This is a genomic window from Rheinheimera sp. A13L, from assembly GCF_000217935.1.
In the GTDB taxonomy this organism is placed as follows: domain Bacteria; phylum Pseudomonadota; class Gammaproteobacteria; order Enterobacterales; family Alteromonadaceae; genus Pararheinheimera.
This window is the reverse complement of record NZ_AFHI01000006.1, coordinates 112,126-135,948: the sequence shown is the minus strand read 5'-3', so window position 1 is coordinate 135,948 and position 23,823 is coordinate 112,126. Positions and strand designations below refer to the sequence as shown.

The following is a 23,823-nucleotide window of genomic DNA, read 5'->3' as shown; positions in this document are numbered from 1 at the left end:
TTTACAGAAGCACAAAATAGCTTAAAAGCAGTGCTCGATTCAGTAGTAAATAATGCTGATACTGCTGTGATTGCTCGTCGTGATTCAGAAGATGCTGTTGTTATGTCGCTGGACTGGTACAACAGCGTGATGAAAACTGTGCGTTTACTGCGTTTACTGCGTTCACCAGCAAATGCTGCGCATTTGAATCACTCAATTGAATAATTCAAAGCTGGTCAGGCAACGCAAAGAAACCTGATTGATGAGTAGTGGTTTGCTTTCGTGGACTGGCGAAGCATGGAGCTATTACTTTTATTAGCAAACTCAGGACAAAAAAACGCTTAAACGGGTAAACAAACTTATAAGTGACAGAAAGCGCTCACCTTTTGAAGGACGTGTAAACCTGAGCCATTAAAAGAAAACCTAGCCGGCTTCTGGTCACGCTGCATTGATGATACAAATCGTTTAAGCTATCTAGTTGATGATCAGGCTATTACTATCATTTCAGCCCGTTATCACTATTAAATAAAATGATTCCGCAGAGCAGCTCACAAGTTGCTGCATCGGAAAAATAACTCGCTGGCGCTTGTCGTTTTCCGGTGAGTAGTAGGTTAGCCTTACAAGGAAAATATGTTTTTATATCATAACTTTAATACAAAATTAGCGTATTGGACTTTAGCTGTAAGTAGCCTCGTAGGTGTCGTAACTATAACCCTTATGACGACTCAGTTAATAACAAACCAATCGGCAAGCTTTATGCATATATTGGTTTCTGCTCTTTTGGCTATGCTTGTTTTAAATACATATTTTGCATACAGAATATGTAAGCTCAGTGAAAAAGCCTTGATTCTGTGTTTGTGGCTTTATGGTGTGCAAATTGTTGGGTTTGAAACCGAATACTTTATATTTTCTCTGAGTTTCGGTTTTCAATTCACTTTTTCATTGTCCTTTGATAGTTTTTCATTGTCCGTAAATTTAGCTGCACTAATAATTTGGTTTATCGTCTATTCAGCTTTAAAAAGTGTACGTAAGCAGGCTGACAGTGGGCCTGCACGGGATGGCCTGTGCTGCTCATGAGTAATGCGTGAACCGCTGTGGTTGATACTTTAGATACACAAATAAATGGAGGTGAAACATGTGGGAGATGGTCAGTTTTCTTGCAGCCATGATAGTCATGATGTTTTTAATTGAATTATTTGATCTACCTGATTGGATAAGAGCTCATGTAAAAAATGGCAAAACCCGTAAAAATCTTGAGCTTAAGGTTGAAGCGCTTCAATTACAGGTTCAGGAGCTTGAACGCAAAGTCGATCGGCTGTCGGAATAAAGGCTGAGTAATTTTTTGCAAAGCCCCGAAAATTTGAGGTGTGCCGAACCATCAAAACGATGTGGATGATCCTGTGTTACCCGAACAGGCCAAAGCGATGGGCAAGGGAAGTGGACTATCAGAATGAATAAGCAGCTCGAAGATAAAATTCAAGCATGGGTGACTCAATCCTCTATCCCTCAATTGGATATGGGACTTTGGCATCATGGTAGAGTGCACCATTTATCTTATGGCTGTGAGACGAAATCTGAGGTCGATGTTTTTGAAATTGGCTCAGTTGGCAAAACATTTACAGCGACCTTACTCGCAGTTTTTGCTGAACATAATTTGGTTCATTTAAATGATGAACTAGCCAGATATAAGCCGGATCTGCCTTTTGCCAAAGACATCACCTTATTGCAGCTGGCGACCCATACCTCTGGTTTGCCACGAGATCCTTTCAAAGGATTTATCTTAGGCGGCGATAAAGCGCTAAGGAAGTTCAGCCATGCCGATTACACTAATTTCTTAAATGGGCTCAATAAGCCGTTAAAGAGCGGTAAGTTTAACTACTCAAATATCGGGATGGCACTGCTGGGGAATCTTCTGGCTGATCATATGGGTAGCAGCTATGAAGATGCGGTAAAGAAGTACATTCTTGAGCCGCTTGGCATGACGGATACGCATATTTCGTTTACTGCTTATGCTGAACAGCGTTTGGCCACTGGGCATAATGGCAATGGTAAAGTGGTGCCACATTTTCAGTGGAATAGTATGGAACCTGCCGGGTTATGGCGCTCAACAAGCAAAGATATGATGGTATTTTTGAAAGCGCACCTGGGTTATTCAGGTGAACGCTGGAAGAACCTGCTGGCTAAGACAACTGCTGCCGCTTTTAACGACCCCAAATGTGATGATATTGGACTGGCTTGGATGCTTTCCAGTCATGACGTACTTGGTGATTTTGCATGGCATAACGGACAAACTATGGGGCAAAAATCTGTCGTGATTTGTGCAAAAAATAGCGATGCAGCGATAGTGATGTTATCAAACAAAGTGCCTAAGTTTTGGCAGAATTTTTTCCCCGGCTACAGCATCGAAAACCTATCAGCTGAGATTTTAAAGTCATTCACTTATGGTAAGCAAAGTGACTGATCATAGGTGGTATTTTCGGCCTGTTGTGCCATTAAAATAACTTACTAAGTGTGCTGTACTTACCATAACTTGCTCGCCTTTGCAGGCGCTTTCGTTTCCAAAAAGGATTTTGAATAATGAAAATATGTTTACTTACCCTTGTTCTTCTCAGTGGTGGTGTTTTTGCCACTGATTCAGAAAACTGTGATAGCGGTTTCCCTATTTCAGCTGCGAGGCAAGGTATAGAAGGTTTTGTGCAATTAGGATTTGATATAAGTACTGAAGGCAAGCCAGTGAATATCAAGGTGATAAAATCTGAACCAGAAGGTGTTTTTGATGCACCGGCCATCTGTGCATTATCAAAATGGCAATACAAGCCAAAAATAGTCAATGGTGTTGCAGTGACAGAGACAGGAGTGAAAGTGCAATTAGACTGGGATCTTGAATAGCGCCGCAGCCAGGAAATAGATCCTTCTTTTCAAACGAATTGTCTTATCTTATTAATTCAATTTGTTAAATCCAGGTCGTTCGACACTCATTATCCCTAGTCCAGGTTAAGTATGGTCTCAGGTGTGAGCCAGATGCTGCGGCCGGTACATAATACTCTCAGTCAAAACGCAGCTTCGTGGGCTGGGTTTTACACTCGCTGTGCGGCTTTTTGGCTGGTGTTGTGGATGTCATGTTTCAATAAGGAATTCAGATGGTATTTCCGTCACTGGAAACTGAGCGACTAGTGCTCACAGAGCTTAGTGTTGATGACGAAGCTGATTTATTCAATTTGTTTTCCAATCCGTCTGTAGTCGAATACTATGACTTAGATGCCTTTAGTGAATATAGTCAAGCTGCTAATTTAATTAGTCTTTTTAAATCCAGGTATGAAGAAAAGCAGGGGATCAGATGGGCCATCCGGTTGAAGGCATCAGGTCAATTGATCGGCACCTGCGGTTTTAATTCGTGGAGCAGCAAAATGCGTCATGCTGTTATTGGTTATGATTTGCTTCCTGAGTTTTGGCGGCAGGGTTATACCCTGGAAGCGGTGCGTGCCATTATTGCTGCCGGATTTGCGGGATCATTGGTTTGCGGAGAGTTGCATCGGATCCAGGCAGACACAGTACCTGGCAATAGTGCCTCAGAATCTTTATTACGCCGGCTTGGTTTTAAAGAGGAAGGGCTCAGGCGTGAATGCGGGTATTGGAAGAACAAGTTTCATGATCTCAAATGTTTCGGTTTGCTCCGTTCTGAGTTCATTGAAATATAACAAGCCACGTGACTGAATGCCCACGGCGACGCTCAGCGGTTCGCACTCATAGCGTTATCGTCAAATGCTAAAAGGAAAAAGCATGTATAAATACGTACTGTTATCAACCTTAGTCTTGAGCACTCTGGTGAGCGCAAAAGCGGAAGAACAAACTCAAGTCAGCCTGAAAAATAACAAAATTTTCTATGAAGGTTTGTTAACTGAGGACGCCAACCTAAAGCTACTCTCACTGCTTGAAAAGAGTGCCGGATCCATTGAATGGATATCGATTAAAAGTAAAGGCGGCGAAGTGAATAAAGGCATGGATTTAGCTGAAATTATCTTTAAAAATAAGCTCGGTGTTGAAGTTATTGATTACTGCCTGTCTTCTTGTGCTAATTATGTTTTTTCTTCAGCAAGCAAACGCCGTATTTCCAACCATGCTGTTATTGGGTTTCACGGAGGCACAACAGGAATGGCTGAGGTTGCAGAAGATACCTTGAAAAAGTTACCTGAAGCTCAGCAAAAAGCGGCAAGAGCTGGTTTTGATGAGTACCTGAAGGCAGCAAGTTCCCGGGAAGAAAACTTTTTCAAAATGATTGGGGTGGATCAAAAAATAACTTATCTGGGACAGAACCCAGGCTATCAGCAGGAACTGGATTCTGGTGATTATTCTGGATGGTATTACGAATTAGACGATCTGGAAAAGTTGGGCCTTGGTAATATTTCGGTCATCGACCCGCCTTGGGAATTCAAGCAACTGTCTGACAAAGTGCAGTTCTTCAAAGCAAGTGCAGAAGGCATTTAACACAGCGTCTAGCGAAAATACAAACCTTATGGCTAGGTCGCTATTTTGTTATGAGTCTTGTATCAGGCAGGCTCAAGTGACTAGTGCCAGGCTGGTGCATGTCTGGAACCTTCATTGCCTATGGAGACATAATGAAACTTCTGTATAAAATCGTGTTTTCAGTGGTCGCTTTGTTGGTGTTTGTCTATTACTCAAGCTTCTATGTTTTACCCAGTATCACCATGGTAAATAGTTCGGGAGCTGAGCTGACTCTGGTGGAGATTGATTTGCCCGGTAGTCATTTAGATTTTGGTTCAATTGCTAATGGCTCAAGCAATACTCTTCATTATTCTCTGGAGCAGCAACGTGATGGTGTTTACAGCTATAACATCAAAGACACGGACTCAGTGGTGTATCAGGGGAGTTGCGGTTACGTTACTAATAACGAATTTAATAAACGCGTTGTTATTTCAATAGAAAGTGATCATCAGGTCAGGTGTCAGCAGGTATACAACAAGCTAAGTAAGCAGGACAAATAAAGCCAGGTTTTGTCATCGTGTTTTCAATTTTAGCCATATTAATTGGTTATCCTGTGCTGCGGAAGATAGATACCTGATGTAAACACGGGCATCAACCTGCCCTTTGCGGCTGCTATCCTGACAAAATGGAAGGTTCAAAGCGGCTCAGGGTTAATTCAAAGCAAGCCCTTAAATTATCGCCGCTCACCACAAACATTAGGGCTGCTGTTTTTTTCCAAATAGCTGCATAAAGGCTGCAATAAATAGTGTTCCGGGCATGCCAACCAGAAATGCCAGCACTTTCCAGCCAGGCTTTGCCCTTGGATTAAAAAAGATAACAGCAAATAAAAGGTTAACCATAATCCAGGGATAACTCAGTGCGGCTTGATCAGAAATGCTGCTCAGATCACAATTGCCAAAACTAAAAGCACCTTGTCGGTAGCATGTTTTGCTCTCTGTGATACTTGCATCCGCCACAGCTGCCAGTTGACCGAGCTCTGCGGTCGTGTCGGCCGCCATACTCAATAATGCAAACAAGCTTATATAGTCCATAACGCATCCTTATTCTGTGTAGGCTGGTCCAATACCAGCCAGCAACAGCATAAAAAAGAGCAGCAGAAACTACGACAACCAAGCGAATACCTTGTGCGGATTAAGTTATAACCAGGATGTAACCATTTTTATTTCAATAGCTTAGTTTATTGTAAATTGATAACCACGCTTCATCACAGACCGAATGAAACGTGGATTTTGTGGATCGGTATCTTCAAGTGCCTGTCGTAACTTGCTGACGGTACGACGCACAGCTGTATCGGTCACTAGCTGACCCGGCCAGATATTCTGATGCAACTCTTCAAGACTGATCACACGGCCTTGCTGTTCAAAAAAGTAGGCCAACAACTGATATACCTTGGGTTCCAGTTGCGTCACATTGTTGTTCTTGTGCAGACTTTGCGTCATGGTGTCCAACTGAAATTCCCCAAGTCTTGTCAAAGGAGGGGCTTCGGAAGGCAGATCCGATTTAGCACTATTATTGACTGTATTTACATCCGTTTTATGGTGCCAACCCAGGCGGCGTTCCAGATAATGTAATAGCGCTAAAATGGGTGTTAAAACAGGGCTTACAGGAAAAGAGGCCAAAAACAAAACTACTTTTACCAATAAGTGTACACGTGGGTTATACAATAATTTGCCGTAACTAATGACTGCTACCAGCCATAGCACAACAATCCAGGTCAGTTGGTACTTTACAGCGTCAGGAGCAGTGCTGCAAAAACCGTAACTGGCTGGCCCCAGTGAAAAGCAATGAGCCTGAGCCTTTGCGGTAAAGCCTGATAAAGCCAGTACAAAAACTGTAAAACGCATACAAGGCCTCTAATTAAAATTGTACTTACCACGCACCAGCTGATATTTCATGTTGACGCCGGTTGAAAACAGGACTTGTGTGCCCTGGCTGTTTATGGATACCTCATCGCCAAAACTGTCTAAAGGTAATTGCCCCTGAAAACGCTCTGTTGTGTCCAGATCAAAGGTATGAAGTACATAATCTGACAAGGTGGTTTGAGTGATTAGACTAACCCGGTTTTCGTTTAAAAATACACGCGAGTTTTGACCTTCCAGTTGAGCTGGGGTAAACAGGACCCGCGCTACAGCAAAATCAGCGGTAAGTTGCTCGACACTATGATCTGCTGCAATAGCTATATAACCATCGTCCAGCGGTAACAGGGCTTTGTAGTTGGCTAAAAAGCGCTGATGTGTATTGGTGTTTATCTGATACTGATAGATAAACCATTGGCCGGACAGCTGCGCCGGATACAACAGACTTTGCCCATCCGTACTGAATACACCTTGTGTAACAGCTTGGGTTGCAGTAGTAACGACATGTTGCTGCTGAGTGTTCTGGTTCAGCAGTATCAGGCGGCCGCTTTGTTCTAACAGCAGCCAGGGCGACGTTTTGTGTGCTGCAACAAAATTAAATCGCTCTTTTGCACTGAATATTGTACTGCGCTGGCCTGTGGCCAGGTGATAGTGTTGCAGCAGCCAATTGGCATCATCGTCTTTATCTGTAAGCCAAAGCACGCCATCTTGCTGACTAAAGGTGACGGCACTTACTGCACTTGCCAACTGAAAATGTGTATTGTATTGGCCTGAATAAGGCCAGGGGCCCAGATAAAACTGCTTGTGTTTCACTATCCGCTGGATAGCACTGTAACTGCCGTTTTTGGCCAGAATAAATTCAGCAGCAATGGCATCCTGTTCTTCTACCGGTTGGCGCTGCTCTGTGACTAAATCGATCAGCTCAAGATACTGATTTTTTCGTAGCAAAATATGCTGATCGCTCAGCCAGTCAAAACGATAGAAACCCTCTTCTGTCGCCAGTAGCATGTCCTGTAGCAAGTTTTTATGTCTGTCGTACAACTGCAGATACATTTTGTTATCCGCCAGATTACGTCGCAATAACGCAATTTTATTGCCATCAGGTGACAGATTAGGTAACGCATCTTCAACAGGTTGCTGACTGTAGGTAAAGGGCTCTAAGTCGTTACTCAAAAGATTCAACCTGTACTGAAACAAACTGTTACTGCCAGGTAAAACACCACCTATCAGAATAGTATGTTCATCTAAAGCTGTAGCTGCGGTCAGCATCTCTAATCCGGTTAAACCGGCAACGCTGGTAAACTGATCTTCGCCATCCAGCTTGACGCGATAGAGGCTGGCTTTTTGTTGCTGATCAAATACAGTGACTGCCAATTCTGTATCGGCGGCAATAAAACTGACAAAACGAGGTTGCCCTGCTGGCGTGGCAATTTTTCGCAATAAGTTTTGTTTCGTGTCAAAGAGGTAAAGCTGCCAGCTTTGTTCATTGTTCAACTGACCGACAAAAGCAAGATAACGCTGATCCATGCTTTGACTCAGATTGACCATCACGCCGTCTACATCAAGTAAAACTTCTGGCTGCGCAGCAAATAGTTTTGATCCTGATTTATCCGAAAAGAAAAAATAACCTGCAGCTACAAGGAAAATGAACAGCAGCAGAGCCGCGACAAAAAGGCTGTATTTTTTGTCTGCAGCAGCTTTAGGTTCGTTTTTTGTCGGTTCCTTGTCTGTGAATTGGTTTTCCGATAGTTCAGTGCTGGTGTCGGCGTTTACTTCACAAATCAGCTGATAGCCCAGTTTCATTTGTGTTTTCAGATAACGTGGCTGATCTGTGTCGGTATCGCCAAGCGCGCTGCGTAATTTACTGATGGTGCGCCGCACTGCGGTGTCGGTCACCACACGCCCGGCCCACACCTGCTGATGCAATTCGGCTAAGGACACAAAACGCTTTGAATGCTGCACTAAATAACACAGCAGATCATAAACTTTGGGTTCCAGAACAATCACAGTGCCAGCGAGGCTGAGCTGTCGCTGTACAGTGTCAAAGGTAAACTCACCTAATTGTATTTGTGCAGGTAATTGACTGGACAAGGGTGATCTCAAATGCAATAACAAAAACGAATATCGCACTGATTATACTGATAAATAACACAGAAGAAACAACTAATGCCTGAAGTTAACAGCCGCCTTGTCGTTGTCATTAAGAGCAGCGGCAAGGTTACAGCGGCTGGTTAAAGGAGCAGCATCAGACCCTGAGTTGCAGGGCCTGATGTTTTATCGGTGCTGGTTAAAACGTCTGATGAAAGCTGGTTACATCATGCACTAAGCGAAATCCGGGCAGGGTGTCTGAGCTTTGTGGCTTGGCTTTGCCTTGCAACACAACCTGCAAAGCGGCACCTTGTTGCGACAAGAAAGCCTGACGGTAAAACTGCTGTATATCGGCCAGCGTAAGGGCATTCACGGCTGCTATCAATTGCTGTTTGCTGTCAAAATTCAAGTTGTTACCTAACCAGTCATCGCTAAGCGAGGTAAATTCTTCATCTAAGTTGGCTGGTGCACGTTGCAGTTCCAGTAGCTGGGCCTGTTTTAGCTTGGCAAAGTCGGCTTCAGTTAACTGTTCAAGCTGTTTGCCATACTGTTGCAGAAATAAATCGACCCGTTGCTGCAATTGCATACCGGATAACACAGTGCTTTGGATCATAAAGCCTAAGCCAGCATGCGGATTCAAGGGTAACTCAAGCGCCTGCACTACATAACCTAACTGCTCTTCGGTACGTAACTGATTAAAAAATGCCTGATGTATATGGCCAGACAGCACTTTTGCTGCAGCTTTACCCGCATCGCCAGACTTGGGTAAAAATTGTGCCCAGAACACTGTGGTGTCATCTTGCGGACTACTGCGCAGCACTGTCAAACGTTGACCCGCTTCAGGTTGCCAGCGTTTAAATTGCTGGTACTGCCGCTGTGTTTTTCCGGAGCCAGCCAGAGTTTTGGCAAAAGCTGTGACTTGTGTTTCGGTGTAATTGCCCTGCGCCAGTATGCGTAATTGGCTGGCGGCCAGACTGTGCTGAATATAAGCATTAAACTCTGTTGCAGTGATGTGCTGCGCTGCAGTCAATAAAGCGGGCAGTTCAAAGCGACCGGAGAACAGTGTGGTTTTTAGTAACTCGCCAGCCTGATAGTACTGCACTTGTTGCTCTTTCGAGCGCAGACTACGCTGCAGCAAATCCATACTTTGACCAAATTGCTGCTCTGTAACTGTTGCGGCCAGTGCTTTACCAATGTAATGGGTCAAAGCGGCTTGTTTATCGGTAAAGCCCGACAGTTTTAACACCAGGTCGTATTGATCAGCCTCTGGTTGCAATGTCATGCCTGCTGCACTGGCTTCTTGCCACAAGGCCTGATTATTCAGTAAAAAAGTCAGCTGCCACAAACCGTGCATCACCGCATCTTTCGCTGTTTGTTTGGCCTCAGGCTGATGCCATTGCATAAGCAACTGGCCACGTGGCTGGTCAGCAAAATGGGTGCTGCCCGCCAACCAGGCTTCGATGCCTGACTTATCCAGCACTTTTATCGGCGTACTGTTTTTGCTGTGGTGCAGGGCGAAGCTTTCCGGCTGAAAGCGGTTTAACTCTGGCAAACTGAGTGGCAGTTTAGACTGTTGCCAGCTTTGCCTTTCTTCCTGACTGATTTCAGCAACAGAATAGCGAGCATTAAAATCTTGCAATGCATGTTCTGCTGGTTCCTGTTTGCCAATATGCCAAACCGTTAACCGCTCAGGTACCAGTTGTTCGAGCAAGGTACTGATCGCCTTTGGGTCAAATTTTTCATAGTGGTAAGGTGCGCTGACTACTGAGGCAACAGGGTAGTATTGCATGGCTGTGCTTAGCTTAGCGGCATAACTAAAACCGTCCGTTTTTTCCAGAAAGTTAAACTGGTTTTGCAGCGAAGTGCGAATTTCTTCAAAGTACCTGGGATCAACACCTTTTTGCCGTATTAACTCCAGATACTGCATCATGATAGCGGTGATGGCCGGTCGTTGCTGCATTCCGGCTTCAGTTAATGCCATCTCAATTTGCAGGGTGCCGTAGTTCCCATAAAATTTGGGATCAAAATGAACATAGAGTGCGTCCAGCAATCCCATTGCTTTCAGCTGTTGTGCTGGTGTGCCTGGCATGTCAGAACGCAGTAAATGGGCGACAAATTCATTGGGTTTTACTGCAAAATCTCCCAGGTTATTGTCGATGGTAAATTCCAGTTGTAGCATTTGTGCCTCTATATTGGGCACGTAGTGCACCCGCTTAGGGCCAAAGTGATTAAAATCAATTTTTGCCGTTGGTCTTGGGCTCTCAACCTTTTTATTTTCAATATCAGCAAAATAGCGCTGTGCTAATAACTGCATTTTCGCCAGTGGTTCCGGGCTGATGAGCACCAGCTTCATCCGGTTTGCAGAGTAATAGCGCTGATAAAATGCCACCAGTTCACTGTGCAGCTGACTGTCGGTTTTGTCTTTCAGACTGTCGAGGTTACCAATCCAGAATTGATTCGCCGGATGCTGCCCTAGTAGGTCCGCAGCTAAATGACGTTGTGCCCAGAAATCCTGATTGCGGTTTAATGACCATTCTGAGTGGACCGCGTTGCGCTCTTTATCGACATAGTCGGGTAATAACAGTGGCGATTTAAAGAACTCAGAAAAGCGGTCCAGGGCAGCTTCGTAATGGCTGTTGTTAATTTCAAACATATAGTTGGTGAGTTGGTTGGTGAAGGCATTACGACTGCCACCGTTTTGATCCATAAACTTCATAAAGTCATCTGGCTCAGGGTAAGGTTTTGTGCCCATAAACAGCATATGCTCTAATAAGTGTGCTAATCCTTGTTGTTGTTTTGGATCATTGAGCCAGCCGACATCCACATTCAACGCTGCGGATGACTTTTCTGCGGCAGGATCTGATACCAATACCACTTGTAGCTGGTTAGCTAAGGTGATCGCCTGGTACTGGCGCTGATCGTTGGGGCTGACTTTTAACTGCTGACTTGCCGGAGCAGATAGTGTTGCCTGAGTAAGTGAAGCAGCATTGTTAGAGCAACCGTTGACAGATAGCATCAATGAGCCAGCGACAATGGCAATGCTTAGTGGTGTTAAGGTGAAATATTTAGTACTCATAATTCGACTCCGTCTACTGTGTTGTTAGTTTGCAAATGGGTGTTGCTGCAAACTAACCACGGAGCAAAAAACTAGCGATAACCAGGCTGCGAATTTGTTGTGAATTATGGCGAAAATTAGTTATAACCAAAGTTATAACCAATATTAACTAATTGATTTAGTTTATTTAATTTCTTTTAAGCTGTGATTGTTCATTGTTTTGTGCAATAGTTTATTCGCCTGAAAGTCAGGCGTTGCAACAGCTTTAAACATCAGGGAACTTATGTATCTTACATATCGATGGACAGTTTTTTTGTTGTTATTGGCAGTTTCTGGCTGCAGTGGAACACCTGATTGCACGACGGACACTGCACCAGTCATTCAGACAAATAATGAAGTGGTTACTGCCTTAGCTGATGAACTTCAGCGTGAGCACAAGGCTGGTACTTTTGCCGGGCAGGTACTTCTTGCTCAGAACAACAGCGCGGTATTTAAGGCCGCTTACGGCTGTGCAGACAGGCAACACAGGGTAAGCAACAGTGTTACTACTGTCTCGGATATGGGATCTATTGCTAAAACATTTACTGCCGCTGCAGTACTTCAGCTTGTTGCCAATCAAAGATTGCAGCTGTCCACCAGGGTCGGAGATTTATATCCGGAAGCTGCCGATGCTCTAAAACCTGTCACCATTGAGCAGTTATTGGGGCACTCTGGTGGTCTGGATAACTTTCATAACGATTCAGACTTTGAACTGATGGATAAAACAGAGGCAGAACGCAGAATTTTGTCCATGCCATTGATTGCTGCGCCGGGCGAAAAGATTGCGTATTCAAATGCAGCCTATACGCTTTTGGCTGCCATAGTTGAGAAAACAACAGGCCAAAGCTTTCAGGAGTATGTTCAGCAGCATCTGCTGAGTCCGTTAAAACTGGCTGACACTGGCTTTTATCAGGACTCAATTATTCCGGTCAGTAAGCTGGCTCGTGGATATGGCGGTGATGATCAGGGAAAAACAACTTATCAGAAAGGGCTAACCTGGGCGCTTATAGGCGCTGGGGGTATGGTTACGTCAGTGGATGATTTAGCCTCCTGGTTTGCAGCGCTAAAAGATGGAACTCTGTTTCCTGACTCCGCACCTAATCTGACTTTTACTCAAGCCAATGAAAAATGGTTATTGGGTAGCTTTTCCCAACTTGATATCCAGGGTGAATCAGTCATTCAAATGGGCGGCAGTACAGATTTTGGTTACACTGCATTAATTCAATTTATACCGGGCCGTGATGTATTGGTCGTGTTGTTGCTCAACGCGCATAACACTAAGTATGCAAATGCAACACATCACCGCCTCAGCCGGAATCATATTTTACCCATTTTGCAAAGTGAAAATCAGACAGATAAGTTATCTGACCAATGAATGCTGGTCGTTGTGGTTAAAATAATAATAAGTGTCATGAGGAATGTATGAAGATATTTTTGATAATGTCCGTTTGCTTATTAATTCAAGGGTGTGCAGCCTCAGTGATGAGCAGGCAGCAGTACCTTCAATTTACAGCTTTGCATGAGAATGAATTTTCTTTTTTACCTTCTTCTTATTGTGGTGAAATCGCAGATGGATTTATGGTGTCGCCGCTAATTCCTCTGCCTCCTATTATTCCATTGCCTAATATAAAAGAAACCCAAAGAATTAATATTGGCTTTGATAATTACCTTACCTTGTATCGGGCATACTTGCGAACAAATGAACTCAAGGAAATATCTCTCACCAATGTAAACATCCGTGACAGTGTTGCGGGAGCGAAATCACTTAGCATCAATTTAGAGGTAGGTTGTGAGGCGGCAGACAATAGCACGTTGGTTTTGATCTTTAAATCCGAAAATGCAGCTGACTTACAATTGGAATGGCATATTAAATATGTTATTGGAAAAAGAAAGATTGAAAGTGGATATATAATCAATAGCTGAAATTGAACTCTGTGCATTGAATCATCAAAGAAGAGTACGATTGAATAAAATTGATAATTGCCACTACACTGTAGCTTTTTTGTCAGATGCAAATTAAGTGCGTTTGTTTAAGACCTTAGTATTTCAGGGCGCAGCTGAGTGAAGGATTGGCGACTTTTGTTGATTCCTTTAGCTGTTTTCTGGGAGTGACCAGATTTATCGCATTTGGGAGCAGAAGTTATAAATTGCATAAGCTAATGAACATTATCCTATGCTTTGTGACTGTATCTTTGCTGGCATCCTGTGTCGGTATCAAAGAAACGGGCAAAACAATTGGCCATACCAGGAGGGATGTAACCAAAAAGTAGGACATGCTTCAAGGGATACCGTCAAGGCTATTGGCAAAAAGACAAAAGAAATTGTGAAAAAATCAGGGGGGACGAAGACTAAACAACCCTTTTTATTTTAAACAAATGTCAGATCTGCCAAAGGTTCAGAGGCAATGGAGCAAACAAATGAGACATGAGCTGAGAGATAAAATTGCCAGGGTGTGCGCCAGTAAAATACTGAGCAAGGGGGAGGCTGTTGGCGTCTCGTTTTATGCGTTTTTTGCCAACAAAAATGATGACCCTGATCTTCTTATGGAAGCCGCAACCTGGTGGATAAAAACCCACAAGCTCAATCATTTTGAGAAAGCTAATAAAATTAAATCTATGGTTGAAGCTGGGCTTTAGTCAGGCAGCGCCTGCCTGTTGTCGCATTCAATTCAGACTTAAGCCTTTAAGGAAATATAGTGCTGATAATTGCGTCGTTATTACTCGTGTTGTGTGGATTGGTGCATTCCATTCTTGGAGAGCGCTATATTCTGAGCCGCTTGTTTAAGCGGGATAACCTGCCACATCTTTTTGGCAGTGATCAATTTACCAAAGGAACACTTCGATTTGCCTGGCATCTCACAACTCTGGCCTGGTTGGGTTTTGCCGCACTGCTTATAGTACAGCCTGACTCGACTGCTGTTTTATTGACCGTCAGCCTTGTTTTTGCTCTGAGTGGGATTTTGTCTGGCGTCTATACAAAAGGTAAACATTTGTCTTGGTTGGTTTTTTTTATCATCAGTGCATTAACACTGTGTAGTGCAGTTGTCGGCTGACAGCCTGCTTAGTTTTACATTCATTGTTCAGAGTACATCTATGAGATCTATGGTTGTATTTTTCGTTTTATTGCTGTCATGTTATGGGTATAGCTGCTGTGGCACCAGCCCTTGGTGTTATGCATTTAAGGAGAAAAAGTGCGTACTTATAATAAGTTTCTTGGCGCTGCCGCAGTATTTAGCGCTATTGCAGCCTTAGCTCATTTGGGCTGTATTGTTTTTGGCGCAGACTGGTACAGGTTTTTTGGTGCCGGAGAACAAATGGCGCGAATGGCTGAAGCCGGGCATTGGTATCCAACTGCTGTCACTTCAGTCCTTGTTGTTGTCCTGGGGTTATGGTCGCTTTATGGGCTTTCTGGTGCAGGGCTCATCAAAGTATTGCCATTGTTACGACTGGCCTTGTGTGTTATTAGCGGCATCTTCCTGATCCGAGGTTTTTCTTTTGTGGCTTTAATGCCAATGTTCCCGGAAAACAGCCTGACATTTTGGTTGGTCAGTTCAGCTATCTGTTTAATTATGGGTACTTTTTATGCGGTAGGCACTTACCAACGCTGGCCTGAGTTGAGCAGAAAAAATAGCTGACGCAGAGTGCGGCTGGCTAACTCTCAACTTTAGTGCCTGGCTTTACGGCTCTGCTGACAAGGTGGAGTCGTAGGTCGATCAAAATTTAAGGAAAAAACCTATGTCCTGGCAATGCCAACATTGTAATACCACTATTGATGATGATGAATTTGAAGTTTGTTGGAACTGTAATTGTGAAAAAGGTCAGACTGCGCCTGCTCAATCTTTGCGTGATATCAGTCCCGATTGTGTCCGGTGCAAGTCAGCTTTAACTTTTTTAGGCACTAAAGGTTTTCACGAAGGCACACGTTGGGGCGTTTTAGGCGAGCTGGGCGAATTCTTTGTCAATAAAGAAAACTTAGATATGTATGCCTGTAAATCCTGTGGAAAAGTTGAATTCTTTATTGCAGGTTTTATTAACCGCTGATGGGGTAGCTGGTCAATCTGGAGATGCAATGGTGCTGACTCTGTTCATTGGCTGCAGCGCAAGCCCACTCTAAGGACTGCCGAAGTTTCCGGAGCAGCCCCTGCTTTCAGCGCCTGCCTAGAGTTGCTGAAAACGCGGGGCATGTCCTCTTGTTCACTTGAGTTTAATCTTCAGGATGCGGCCTGTGTCGGCACTTCCTGCAAGGGCGGATCTGAAGCTGTGAAAGTAGTATCTGCTTCGGCATAGTTCATCTTATTTTCCTTCAGACGCTGCTATCTGTGGTTGTGCATAATCCATACTGCCCGACTGGTGGTAAGGGCTGAAGTTCCAGTCTGAGCTTTCACCCGCCGAATACGCCAGAGTTGAGGCATCTATCCTCGTCAAGCCAACATTGCCCAAAGCATCCCACAACTCTGAGACATAGCTGGCGCAGCCAATAATGATCAGATCGCCTGGCTCCGCTTTGCTGTATGCGCTGCGTATCGCTGCACGAATATCGAGATGGGTGTGCACCCATTGCTGACCGTTGGCCGCATAAGCCTTGGTTTGCTGAGCAGCAAGTGCGCCGCGAGCTATTAACTCAGCTGTTGCTCCAGGCATAGTGTCGCGCAGGTCATCCATTTCATAGACCACCAGTTCATCAAAACCAGCGCCGCAGAGCTGACCAATAGCGATAAGGTCGGTCTCACGCCGGTCGCAAGGCACTGAAACGACACCAATGAGCCGCCCCTGAGTGAGTTGCCGTCCTGTAGCGATAATGGCCTCATAAGCAGTCGCATTGTGTGCATAGTCCATCATCAGCGTGACATTACCAGCCTGATACAGATTCAGTCGCAGTGGGGTTTGGCGTTCACCCGGGCTAAAGCTTGAGAGCGCTGATGCAATATGTTGTGCTGGCACAGCCAGCGCCAGCAAAGCGGCAAAGGACGCCATAGCATTGGCAATATTGTGACGGGCGTGACCATTGAGCGTATTTGGCAGTTGATCGAGGCTGGTCAACGGCAGATGGTTATCGCCGTCAGCCCAGATCAAGATGTCATTATCCAGATAGACTGCGCGTCCGTTCTGCGCAAGGTGCTCCGCCAAAACGGGATGGGTGACATCGAAGCCAAAAAAGATCACTTCAGTGCCTGCTGGCGCCGTGCGCGCCATCTCGACACACAGAGCGTCGTCAGCGTTCAGTACCACGGCCTTGCGAGCAGTCGCCACCACAATGGCTTTAACCCGAGCCAGATCTTGCAGTGTTTCTATACCGTCCTGACCAAGGTGGTCATTGTGAATATTCAGCACTATGCCAACATCACATTGATCGAAACCAAGGCCGCGCTTCAGGATGCCACCACGGGCCGTCTCCAGCACCGCAAATTCCACCTCCGGCGACGTCAGCACTGTGCGCGCCGACCAATAACCTGAGCAGTCGCCGGTACTGATGCTCTGCCCGGCAATGCTGATGCCTTCTGTGGTTGCAACACCTGTGACATAACCCAGTTGTTGCAGCACGTGTGCTACTGACAGTGTTGTTGTGGTCTTGCCGTTGCTGCCAGTGATCGCGATGATAGGCACGCGGCCGTCGTTGCCCGGTGCGAACAGAGAGTCGACTATAGCCCGGCCTACATAATTGCGTTCGCCGCAACTCGGATGTTCATGCATACGAATACCCGGAGCTGCATTCACTTCAATGATGGCTCCTCCCTGAGCCTGCAAGGGCTGTGCTATGTCACGGCACACCAGATCGATGCCTGCCACGTCCAGACCAATTTTCCGGGCTGCCCGCATGCAGGCAAGGGCGGTATCAGCATGGATTTTTTGGGTCACATCCTCTGCACTGCCGCCGGTCGACAGGTTTGCGTTGCCCCGCACACTGACAACACGCCCGGCACAAGGCACAGAGTTAGCTTCGAGCCCTTGCCGGGTTAATTCAGTCACAGCCGTTTGATCGAGACGGATTTTGGTGAGCACCTTCTCGTGACCCTTGCCGCGGTGTGGGTCGGCATTCACTGCTGCTACCAACTGGCGAATAGTTGAAGTGCCGTCGCCGATCACTTCTGGTGGCAAACGGCGGGATGCCGCAACAACCTTGTCACCAATCACCAGCACGCGATAGTCATTCCCTTCGATATGCTGCTCGACTATCACTTTAGAGCCAAACTGCTGTGCGTAGCTGAATGCGGCCCCGACTGCTTTTGCATCCGACACAGCGGTCGTCACGCCTTTGCCCTGATTGCCACACAGTGGTTTAACCGCTACAGAGCCATACTCGCGCTGTGCCCTATGGGCCTGTTCGGGGGTTGATACCACCTGACCTTGAGGCACAGGAAGGCCAGCATCACTTAGCAGGCATTTGGTCAAGTCCTTGTCACTGGCAATGCCGACGGCGATGTGGTTTGTATTGCTGGTCATGGTGGCCTGAATACGTTGCTGTTTGACTCCCCACCCAAGCTGAAACAGGCTGGAGTGTTCGCTCAACCGCAGCGTTGGAATACCGCGCTGTCTGGCCGCTTCAATAATGGCACTGGTGCTGGGGCCCAGAGTTTCGGCCTGCGCCAGCTTGCAAAGTTGAGTCAGTCCGGGTTCCAGCACCGCGGGCTGCCCTTGGGTAAGAGCGCTAACCAGTTCGATAGCAAGGTTTAAAGCGGCCTCGGCCACTGACTCAACCTTGTAAGCAAAGATCACGCGGTAAAGACCTGGTTTACCCGCTACCATACGCGCTTTACCGAAACCTACCGACAAACCGGCAAGGCATTGCAATTCGATCGCCAGATGCTCGACAATGTGGGCCATATAAGTGCCGTCCTGCAGACGCTCGACAAAACCACCAACGTAACCTGGTGAGCAGCGGTGTTCATGCAAAGTGGGGACTGCCGCCAGCAGCGATTCTGTAAAGCCGGGGATTGCCGTGGAAGCAACATCGTTCAGCGCTTCCAGGTCGATAATGGCGAGGTAGACAGGTCGCGCCGAATAGATGTTCGGCCCCCGCAGTGCGCGGCGTTCGATCACCTTCATAAGGATTCTCCGGCTGTTTTCTGCTCTGTTGACTCACGATACAAACCACACCAGGAGGTGACTGCGGCTATAGCGTCACCCAAGCCCGGGGAAAGTGGCACTGTGGTTTCATCCTTGTCGGGTTCTTGTGTAAAAGAGGCAAGATCATAGCTCACGCCCGCAGGGAGCAAGTGCAGGCGTACATCGGCAAGCTCGAGTGTTTCGCTGTTTTTTACTTCGGTGAAATTTGACAACATTTCCCGGCCGTCAATCAGCGTGACGGCACCATCGCCTATCACCTCGATGCTCTGGCCAGGCCGGACTATTAAGGCGGTATTTTCGTCTATACCGGCACCAAGCAAGTAGGGGTTCTGAGCAACTGCCGACAACAACCTGCCGAGCCTTTGCCGCTCTGAAAAGTGTTGATCGATAATCACCCTACGCACTAATCCAAGCCCTGCACCCAGATGAACCGAACCTTTTTGCGGCAGCAGGTCGTTGCTACCATTGAACAGCATATGCTCCGACATGGCTGATGCCCCGGCGCTGGTGCCACCTATGCAGGCTCCGCGCTGACGTAATGCACTGTGCATAGCATGATCAATCCGGGTGCCGCCAATCAGTGCCATTAGCCGCTTCTGATCTCCACCTGTCATAAAGATACCATCCGCTTCAGAAATTCTGGCTGCTATGGCTTCCCCGCAGGCATCCTCGCGGTTTTTTATGTTCGATGTGGTCACCTGACGCACCCCCAGGCTGGTAAAGGCGTTTTCGTAGAGGCTCCACATCTCATCGTGTTTATCACTTGCTGCCGTAAGCACAAAGATATTGGCATCAGGGCCTCCGGCCAAAGCAACAAAACGCTCAAGAATAACCATGTCACTTTTACGGTTCTCTTTGCCGCCGATGATCACCAGGTGACCAGTGCGCGGGCCTTCTACAGTAGTACTGCAGTCTTTTTTCATCATTTGTCCTTAATCATCATTTCCCTTACATGGGGAATTCACCTTGTCAGGCTGAGATCCCGAGCGCTATCCGATTTGCCTCGGCCGGGTTTTTGAGGCGAATGCCTTCTACAAGATCGTCTAAGGTTCCGGCACAGGTGAATACCAGCACATCACCGGGTCGCGCTGCGCTCAGGCCCAGCCACAGTGCTTGCCGAATGCCGGGTTCGCCGTGCATTAATTTGTTGGGGGCTATACTTCGCGCGCCCCGCAGTATTTCACTGGCAATGCCGCCAGAGCTGCGGCCACGCGGATCATGTTCGTAAACCACCAGTTCGTCGAAATTCTGCCCGCATACCAGCCCGGTGTTGTACAGATCTTCGCTGCGACGATCTCCCGGAGCCGTAATAACGCCAAGCAGTCTGGCGTTGCCCTGGCGCATCGACTGTGCCATTTCACAGAGCGCACTATAGGCAACGGCATTGTGCGCATAGTCCACTATGAGCAGAACTCCATCGATTTCAAACAGGTTGCCCCGCAACGGATTGCTTTGTGCATTGGAGACGAAACAGGCCAAAGAACGGGCAATAGCAGTTGGCTCCAGACCAAGGCAACAGAGCGCTGCGAATGCGGCGAGCGCATTGGCTATGTTGTACCTGGCGTGGCCCTGCATGGTAAAAGGCAGATCCACCGCTTGTATCAGCTGTAAAGACTCACTGCCGTGACACCAGAGAAGCCAGCCATCGTCGTTAAGGCAGGCGGCTGCGCCGCCAGAGCGCAGATGTTCCAGAAGTACCGGATTACGCGGGTCCATGGCAAAAAATACCGCTTTGCACCGGGGGGCAAGGCTGTCGCGCATTGCGACACAGAGTGCATCGTCTGCATTCAGTACCACAGAGTCACGTGCACAACGCGCCACCAAACCTTTAACCTGCGCCAGATCCTCCAGTGTCTCGATACCATCAAGCCCCAGGTGGTCGCTGCTGACATTTAACACGACGGCCACATCACAGCGATCAAATCCAAGACCACGCTTTAGGATCCCGCCTCGTGCTGTTTCAAGTGTTGCCACTTGCACAGAGCTATCACTAAGCACCCTGCGTGCCGACCAGTAGCCTGAGCAGTCGCCGGTTTTCACGCACTGTCCGTCGATATAAATGCCCTGTGTTGTTGTTGTGCCCGTACGCAAGCCGCTGGCGCGAAGCACATGTGAAATCAGCAGTGTGGTGGTTGTTTTACCGTTGGTCCCTGTGACGGCCACCACAGGAATGTGGTCCTTGGTATTTAGCGAAAAGAAGGTTGCGGGACTATGGGCACTGGTGTCGGCTATTTTTTTCAACTCATCGAGTTGTCCTTCGAGGTCAAACTGCTGCTGGTGCAGTATCGCTGTGATAAACCCGACTGCAAGCCGAAGCGCTGCTTCGGCTACGGCTTCGTGCTGATAGCCAGATATCAAGCGATACAAGTTGGGTGTTGAAGGAGAAAAAGCCAGCGCGTTGCAGAATGTCGCAGTACTGCCCAGCCAGGCCTGAGCCGCACAGGTCAGTCGCACCAGCAGCCATGGCACTTCGCACTGGTCAATAGCGATCGGAGCGAAGCTGCCTGGCATCAGTTTGTGTATAAGAGCTGTGGCCTCCTGCAAAACTTCGACCCCGACTGTACTGTGGCTTTTAAGGTCAATTAGCGTGACAAAGCAGGGTTCCATGGCATAAATGTTTGGTCCGCGCAGAAAGCGGCTGTTGAGAATTTTCACAACCTTGTCCTGCGGGCTCTGAGTAACACTGCAGCAATACGGTCGACTCCGGCATAAGCCGGTTCGTCCAGTTCTTCGCCGAATACATCAGGGTCGAGCTCCTGATAGTCCCATTCGAGGTTGGAACCCCCGAGAAGTGAGGCAACCGCAGTGCGAAAGCGGTCATGGCCCTTGATGATGGCTGTGCCTGTATAGAGCAACAAAGTGCCGCCAAGGGCCAGCCTCGTTTTAGCCTGACTGACAATAGCCAGCGACAGTCCTTCGCCGAAGCTGCCACCACCGTGCCGGTAAATGCGTTGCTGCACATCGAGCAGATAAGGCGGATTGGCGACTATTAAATCAAAATCACCCTCAACATTGTCCAGCAGATCGGAGCTTTGGGTCACTACCCGGGCCGCACCAGCAAGGCAAGCGTTAACAGCGCTGTACCTCAAGGCCATGTCGTTGATATCCACAGCAAAGACTTGTGCCAGTGGCCGTTCCAGTGCAATAAGCACGGCACCAGGGCCAGCACCGCAGCCTATATCAACGGCACGCCGAACTTGTGCATCACCGGCAAGATGTTGGGCTATTACGTTGGTAAAGCGGTAGGTGTCGGGACCGAAGAAGATGGCGTCTGAGGCTGTTGTCGGATAAGCCGAGTGCAGAAAAAGCTGGCCGTGCAGGGTTGAAGCTCGTACCCGCGAGATCCAGCCATCACCCTGCAAACTCAGTACATTGGCATGGCGCATCGCCTCAAAAAGCTGAGGCGCTATAAGCTCTTGCCGGAAAGGGCGGCTCCAGCCAAAGACATCCGTCAGATTCGTTGCCCAGTTGCCCTGCAACCTTGAATTAACCCGTGCGTGGGTGGCCGGAGTGACAGTGGTAAAAAAGTAGCCTGTGGCTTTTAGCTCCATAGCCAGACGTAGCAGAGAGTCGTTATTCATACTTAGCTCAGGTTCAGAAAAAGATCGGCATAGAGCCTGGTTGCTGCCAGACCTGCGGGCGTAGGGTGATTTGCTGGCGAGAGCAGGCCCGTTAAAACGGCAAAGGCCCCAGCCTTAGTGTCAACCCCGGTTAACTGGCTGAACAGAATATCAACCTCCGCACAGTTGCCGGTGCGGGGGGCCTTGTTGGCGTGATGAGCGATGATTTGTTTGATGCTGGCATCGCTTTGCGGCGCAGCTGAGCTTTCAATAGTGCTGCCAGTGGCGCGAATACGAAATCTGTTTATAGTGGGCGTCTTGTTTGCATCGTTCAGGATCCAATCTTTCAGAAGTTGTAGCTCGTAACCATCGAAGACGCCGAACATAGGGGCTTGCTCATCGGTTAACAGGTGCCAGAAACGACTTTGCTCCAGGCTCTCCCCGCGGCGGATCCAGCCAGTGGATTGCAAAGTCTTCAGCAGATCTGCCATTTCAGCCGATGAAGACAACCATTCACTCAGCAGCCGGCCTCCGACCAGGCAATAGTCAGAATGCAGTTTTGCTCCGGTCTGGGCCTTGTCAGAGATAACCCGCAGTAGTTCTTGCTCAAGATCAAAAGATGCAATCACTTGCTGCGTGCCCATGCCAACCTGGTTTAAGCGGTAGCCATTGCCGACACGACGATAAAACTCTTTGGCATCGCCAAGCCTCGGTGTGCAATCCTGCAGGCTTTGTAAGGCTAAACGCGCGTGGCCGGTAGAGGCATTATCGATAGACACATGCAAGGTAAAGTAGTAGGGGTCGATGTTGAGTTCGTTCAGTTCGTAGGCTGTGATCAGCAAGTGCAGAGGCAGCTGTTCGTAGCCCAGATTAAAACCTATTAATTCCGGCAAAAACTCATCGGCGTGATGGGCCAGAGCGAGCTGCACAGCTCCTTGTGTGAAGTGTGCTGTCGGGCCGTCCTGCCATTTCTCACAACCATAGCGGGCGAGTAATCGTTTGTAGATCAGCACATGGTTTTGTTGCAGATTGCCGCAACCCAGCTCTTCCAGATAAGTGCGGATAAGAGGTGTCAGCCGCGGATCCTGCCAGCTTTGCAGCAAGCCATAAAGCCAGGCACCGTCCACAAGTTTGGTTGGGGCAACAGCGCGAAGAAAATACATCGCATGCGAGCGGCAGCCAAAGTAACGCCGCGGCGACCCGGCACTCCGCTCATCAAGGTAGTGCCGGTACTCCTGTGCCACTTGATCCTGAGCACTGCACAGCACAGCCGGCAATGACAGCATAGTGGCAGGAAAGTCGGAGTGGGTTGCAGCGGCTATGCTAAGTTGTTCCTGCAGGAAGCTACGCGAGGTGGAGCCTGATAATTCGTCAATCTGGCCTACTATGCCAGAGCCCTCGTCTAACATGGCAAAATAAAGCTGCCTGCTATCCACTTGAAGTGGTGCAAGCAGGGCGGGTGTTGTCGGCTGAATGTTATGTGGTACTGAATACATCATATCCATGTCCTTTGATCTATATCCTATCTTAGTCGCGAGGGCAGTGAATGTTGGCGATCCGAGCACTGCCCCGAGGCTATATAGTGCGCTGCATCAGCAGGGGAGTCTGTTCGTTGTCGTACAAGGCGCGGGCATGCTTTTAGAGAGGTCGGTAGAGCTACGCTGAATGGATGATGGTGG

23 protein-coding genes and 1 pseudogene are annotated in these 23,823 nt (G+C 47.6%); 15 read left to right on the top strand and 9 right to left on the bottom strand.

Going from position 1 to position 23,823, the window contains the following annotated elements; translation table 11 throughout:
• The 9 genes and pseudogenes from RHEIN_RS04630 to RHEIN_RS04595 form a co-directional block, all read left to right on the top strand.
• Window positions 1-204, top strand: a 204-nt coding sequence (locus RHEIN_RS04630; protein WP_008897814.1) for a type II toxin-antitoxin system Phd/YefM family antitoxin, incomplete at its 5' end; no start/stop codon positions are given.
• A gap of 37 nt (window positions 205-241) precedes the next feature.
• A pseudogene (locus tag RHEIN_RS20650) lies at window positions 242-504 on the top strand (Txe/YoeB family addiction module toxin).
• 105 nt (window positions 505-609) lie between these two features.
• Window positions 610-1,056: a hypothetical protein gene (locus RHEIN_RS04625; protein ID WP_008897813.1), complete on the top strand. Its 447-nt coding sequence runs from the start codon at window positions 610-612 to the stop codon at window positions 1,054-1,056.
• Between the two features lie 58 nt (window positions 1,057-1,114).
• The gene (locus tag RHEIN_RS04620) at window positions 1,115-1,306 is read left to right on the top strand and encodes a hypothetical protein (RefSeq protein WP_008897812.1); all 192 of its coding nucleotides are present in this window, start codon (window positions 1,115-1,117) and stop codon (window positions 1,304-1,306) included.
• 123 nt (window positions 1,307-1,429) lie between these two features.
• Window positions 1,430-2,440: a serine hydrolase domain-containing protein gene (locus RHEIN_RS04615; protein ID WP_008897811.1), complete on the top strand. Its 1,011-nt coding sequence runs from the start codon at window positions 1,430-1,432 to the stop codon at window positions 2,438-2,440.
• 116 nt (window positions 2,441-2,556) lie between these two features.
• A complete protein-coding gene (locus tag RHEIN_RS04610; protein ID WP_008897810.1) occupies window positions 2,557-2,868 on the top strand; it encodes an energy transducer TonB in 312 nt (103 codons plus the stop codon).
• Between the two features lie 251 nt (window positions 2,869-3,119).
• Window positions 3,120-3,677, top strand: coding sequence for a GNAT family N-acetyltransferase (locus RHEIN_RS04605; protein WP_008897809.1), 558 nt, complete (start codon window positions 3,120-3,122; stop codon window positions 3,675-3,677).
• Window positions 3,678-3,759: 82 nt separating this feature from the next.
• Window positions 3,760-4,464: a hypothetical protein gene (locus RHEIN_RS04600; protein WP_008897808.1), complete on the top strand. Its 705-nt coding sequence runs from the start codon at window positions 3,760-3,762 to the stop codon at window positions 4,462-4,464.
• 131 nt (window positions 4,465-4,595) lie between these two features.
• Entirely contained in the window at window positions 4,596-4,982 is a 387-nt protein-coding gene (locus RHEIN_RS04595) for a hypothetical protein (protein WP_008897807.1), read from the top strand.
• 195 nt (window positions 4,983-5,177) lie between these two features.
• On the opposite strand, the gene RHEIN_RS04590 is transcribed toward RHEIN_RS04595, so the two are convergent.
• The 4 genes from RHEIN_RS04590 to RHEIN_RS04575 all read right to left on the bottom strand — a co-directional run bounded on the left by RHEIN_RS04590 (window position 5,178) and on the right by RHEIN_RS04575 (window position 11,502).
• On the bottom strand, window positions 5,178-5,513 hold the full coding sequence (locus tag RHEIN_RS04590; RefSeq protein ID WP_008897806.1) for a hypothetical protein: 336 nt from the start codon (window positions 5,511-5,513) through the stop codon (window positions 5,178-5,180).
• 141 nt (window positions 5,514-5,654) lie between these two features.
• Window positions 5,655-6,326 carry a winged helix-turn-helix domain-containing protein gene (locus RHEIN_RS04585; RefSeq protein ID WP_008897805.1) on the bottom strand — a complete coding sequence of 224 codons (672 nt, stop codon included), beginning with the start codon at window positions 6,324-6,326 and terminating at the stop codon, window positions 5,655-5,657.
• 9 nt (window positions 6,327-6,335) lie between these two features.
• Window positions 6,336-8,468 (bottom strand): winged helix-turn-helix domain-containing protein, encoded by a 2,133-nt coding sequence (locus RHEIN_RS20295; protein WP_083826276.1) that lies wholly within the window; start codon window positions 8,466-8,468, stop codon window positions 6,336-6,338.
• 157 nt (window positions 8,469-8,625) lie between these two features.
• Window positions 8,626-11,502 (bottom strand): insulinase family protein, encoded by a 2,877-nt coding sequence (locus tag RHEIN_RS04575; protein ID WP_008897803.1) that lies wholly within the window; start codon window positions 11,500-11,502, stop codon window positions 8,626-8,628.
• Between the two features lie 292 nt (window positions 11,503-11,794).
• Here RHEIN_RS04575 and RHEIN_RS04570 point away from each other — a divergent pair, with 292 nt between their 5' ends.
• From RHEIN_RS04570 to RHEIN_RS04545, 6 genes are all read left to right on the top strand, one after another.
• Window positions 11,795-12,895, top strand: coding sequence for a serine hydrolase domain-containing protein (locus RHEIN_RS04570; protein ID WP_202797773.1), 1,101 nt, complete (start codon window positions 11,795-11,797; stop codon window positions 12,893-12,895).
• Window positions 12,896-12,942: 47 nt separating this feature from the next.
• The gene (locus RHEIN_RS04565; RefSeq protein WP_008897801.1) at window positions 12,943-13,443 is read left to right on the top strand and encodes a hypothetical protein; all 501 of its coding nucleotides are present in this window, start codon (window positions 12,943-12,945) and stop codon (window positions 13,441-13,443) included.
• A 494-nt stretch (window positions 13,444-13,937) separates the two neighbouring features.
• Complete coding sequence (locus RHEIN_RS04560) at window positions 13,938-14,156, top strand: DUF6500 family protein (protein ID WP_008897800.1); 219 nt, start codon at window positions 13,938-13,940, stop codon at window positions 14,154-14,156.
• A 59-nt stretch (window positions 14,157-14,215) separates the two neighbouring features.
• Window positions 14,216-14,572: a hypothetical protein gene (locus tag RHEIN_RS04555; protein ID WP_008897799.1), complete on the top strand. Its 357-nt coding sequence runs from the start codon at window positions 14,216-14,218 to the stop codon at window positions 14,570-14,572.
• Between the two features lie 138 nt (window positions 14,573-14,710).
• The gene (locus RHEIN_RS04550; protein ID WP_008897798.1) at window positions 14,711-15,154 is read left to right on the top strand and encodes a hypothetical protein; all 444 of its coding nucleotides are present in this window, start codon (window positions 14,711-14,713) and stop codon (window positions 15,152-15,154) included.
• A gap of 100 nt (window positions 15,155-15,254) precedes the next feature.
• Entirely contained in the window at window positions 15,255-15,560 is a 306-nt protein-coding gene (locus tag RHEIN_RS04545) for a hypothetical protein (protein ID WP_008897797.1), read from the top strand.
• A 252-nt stretch (window positions 15,561-15,812) separates the two neighbouring features.
• On the opposite strand, the gene cphA is transcribed toward RHEIN_RS04545, so the two are convergent.
• From cphA to RHEIN_RS04520, 5 genes are read right to left on the bottom strand one after another with little or no spacing between them, the layout of a single operon-like run.
• A complete protein-coding gene (gene cphA / locus RHEIN_RS04540; protein WP_008897796.1) occupies window positions 15,813-18,563 on the bottom strand; it encodes a cyanophycin synthetase in 2,751 nt (916 codons plus the stop codon).
• Window positions 18,560-19,507: a cyanophycinase gene (locus RHEIN_RS04535; RefSeq protein ID WP_008897795.1), complete on the bottom strand. Its 948-nt coding sequence runs from the start codon at window positions 19,505-19,507 to the stop codon at window positions 18,560-18,562. The genes cphA and RHEIN_RS04535 overlap by 4 nt, the downstream gene beginning before the upstream one ends.
• Window positions 19,508-19,553: 46 nt before the next feature.
• The gene (locus RHEIN_RS04530) at window positions 19,554-21,239 is read right to left on the bottom strand and encodes a Mur ligase family protein (RefSeq protein WP_008897794.1); all 1,686 of its coding nucleotides are present in this window, start codon (window positions 21,237-21,239) and stop codon (window positions 19,554-19,556) included.
• Window positions 21,236-22,165: a methyltransferase gene (locus RHEIN_RS04525; protein ID WP_008897793.1), complete on the bottom strand. Its 930-nt coding sequence runs from the start codon at window positions 22,163-22,165 to the stop codon at window positions 21,236-21,238. Before RHEIN_RS04525 ends, RHEIN_RS04530 begins: the two co-directional genes overlap by 4 nt.
• 2 nt (window positions 22,166-22,167) lie before the next feature.
• Window positions 22,168-23,643, bottom strand: a complete 1,476-nt coding sequence (locus RHEIN_RS04520) for an iron-containing redox enzyme family protein (RefSeq protein WP_008897792.1) — start codon at window positions 23,641-23,643, stop codon at window positions 22,168-22,170.
• Window positions 23,644-23,823 lie beyond the last annotated feature (180 nt).